Source organism: Psychrobacter sp. T6-1, assembly GCF_052258445.1.
In genome coordinates, this window is record NZ_JBQQFC010000332.1 from 1 (window position 1) to 2,449 (window position 2,449).

Annotated in this window: 2 protein-coding genes; one reads left to right on the plus strand and one right to left on the minus strand. The window is 47.3% G+C overall.

The window, feature by feature from the left end; genetic code table 11:
• Positions 1 to 1,121 (minus strand): S1C family serine protease (locus ACTXGO_RS12400; protein WP_443574755.1); only part of this gene is annotated, 1,121 nt, incomplete at its 3' end.
• 222 nt (positions 1,122 to 1,343) lie between these two features.
• On the opposite strand from ACTXGO_RS12400, the gene ACTXGO_RS12405 reads away from it, so the two are divergent.
• Positions 1,344 to 2,162 (plus strand): Nif3-like dinuclear metal center hexameric protein, encoded by an 819-nt coding sequence (locus tag ACTXGO_RS12405; RefSeq protein ID WP_443574756.1) that lies wholly within the window; start codon positions 1,344 to 1,346, stop codon positions 2,160 to 2,162.
• Positions 2,163 to 2,449 lie beyond the last annotated feature (287 nt).

Genomic DNA, 2,449 nt, shown 5'->3' on the forward strand with positions numbered 1-2,449 from the left:
ACTTCAGCGTTTTGGCCACGGCGTAGAATCTGTGTATTGAGCGCAGTATTTGGCGGTTTGCGTGCCACGTACTGAATGAGCGTATTAGCATCAGTCATCTCAACGCCATCGATAGTGAGGATAATATCACCCACTTGCAAGCCGCTCTTGGCAGCAGGGCCCTGTGGTACGACGTTCAATACCTCAACACCCGTTGTAGTCTCAAGCTGAGTGGGATCACGCAGCTGCGACTGAATCTCAATCCCGAGCCAGCCGCGGCTCACGCGACCGTCTTTGATCAGTGCATTCATCACCTGCTCAACGAGCGCCGTTGGGATGGCAAAGCCAATACCCATCGAACCGCCAGAGCGGGAGAATATCACGGTATTGATACCGACCAGCTCACCGCGAGCATCGACGAGTGCGCCGCCTGAATTACCCGGGTTAATCGCCGCGTCCGTCTGAATAAAATCCTCAAACTTATTGACACCCAGACCAGTACGACCTGTGGCTGAGATAATACCTTGAGTAACGGTCTGCCCGACACCGAATGGGTTACCAATCGCTAAAGCTAGGTCGCCCACACGAATAGGCTCTTCGCGAAACCCTAATGGCGTCAATCCCGTCATATCGACGCGAATTACGGCTAGATCGCTATCAGGATCAGTGCCGATGACTTTGGCGCGACTTTTGCGGCCGTCACTAAAGGCAACCGTAATCTCATCGGCCTTTTCAACCACATGGGCGTTGGTTACGATATAACCATCTTCTGATACAATGACGCCAGAGCCTAGGTTAGTAGCCCCTTGAGACTGCTGATCGCCATGATTTTCAAAAAAGCGGCGCAGCACAGGATCATCTATATACGGATGCTCTGCCATCGTCTGCGTGGTATAGATATTAACCACCGACTGCGACGCACGCGCAACCGCATCATGATACGATGACACAGGGACAGGGGTATTTAGGTTGGGACTAGGCTGCTCAATGACGGGCGGTTTGGGCGGCTCCCAAGCTTGTGAGGGCGCCTGCTGCATACTGGTAAACAACCAGACAAACCCAGCGCTTACGATTAACAATAACACCCACGGCACCCACTTCCACAGTGATGACTTTTTATTGGTGTTTGGAGATAACGACATACAAAACCTCTATAATTTGTATTATGCAAAGCTAATAATTAGTAATAATATACGCTGAGCCTACGGATATGCATAAATTATAAAGGCCCTATTCATACAAAGGTAACTCATCGTGTTCTTATTGCGTTATTGTGCTTATCTACCCATTTGCAACACTACAACTAAACAAATACTGTATAAGTTTTATTTACGATTATTACAGCGGTACGGTTAGGAGAAGTTATGACGACTAAAACGACAACGCATACCAAAGAAGTATCAACATCAAACGTACCTATCAGCGCGCAAGCGCTGACGCAGTTCTGTGATGATTACCTGCAAGCGGATGCGTTCAAAGACTACTCGCCAAATGGGTTGCAAGTAGACGGAGGTCGTCCTATCACGCACATCGTTACTGGCGTGACTGCGTGTGAAGCACTGATCGATGCGGCGATTGAATCTGGTGCTGAGGCCATTATGGTACATCATGGTTACTTTTGGAGAGGCGAAGACGATACGATCACAGGCATGAAAGGTCGACGTATCCGCAAACTGATGCAACATGGCATCTCACTTATTGCCTACCATTTACCGCTTGATGCTCATCCCATTATTGGCAATAACGCTATGTTAGCAAAGACATTAGGCTTGAGTATAACAGGGGCACTCTACCCTCATGAGACGCATCCTGTTGGCAATATCGCTACCTGTACGCCGCAAAGTGCCGACGATCTAAAAGCCACTATCCAAAAAGCGCTACAACGTACGCCTTTACATATCCCTAGTTATGCAGACAATAAGCCTAGACTTATCGAACGCGTTGGTATTTGTACAGGCGGCGCGCAGGATATGATAGAGCAAGCCGCTATTATGAATTGTGATGCTTATATCTCAGGGGAGATATCGGAGCGTACCACTCATAGCGCGCGTGAGCTTGGTGTCGATTATTTCGCTTGTGGTCATCATGCCACAGAGCGCGGCGGCATTGATGCTTTAGGGGAGCTGGTATCTAAGCATTTTGGCTTGCCTGTCACCTTTATCGATATAGACAACCCTGCTTAATCCAAAGATTTTGTCAGTGACCTATGCCAAATTTTGCAAAAAACCCCCTATTGGCCTAAATATGACCGCTTATACCCTCACTGTTAAGTTTTATCGCCGTTTACTTAACCCCACTTGAATAATAGCGATAAAACCCTCATAGTAATAAGATGTAAAAGACTGCTTTGTCATGAGGCATTCCATTTATTACAGCTTCCGGTTATGGTGCTATTAGCGTATATACTGTTCAAAATACAGTCTTTATACCTATAGTATCGCGGCAATAACAAAGCGCAATATTCGTTATA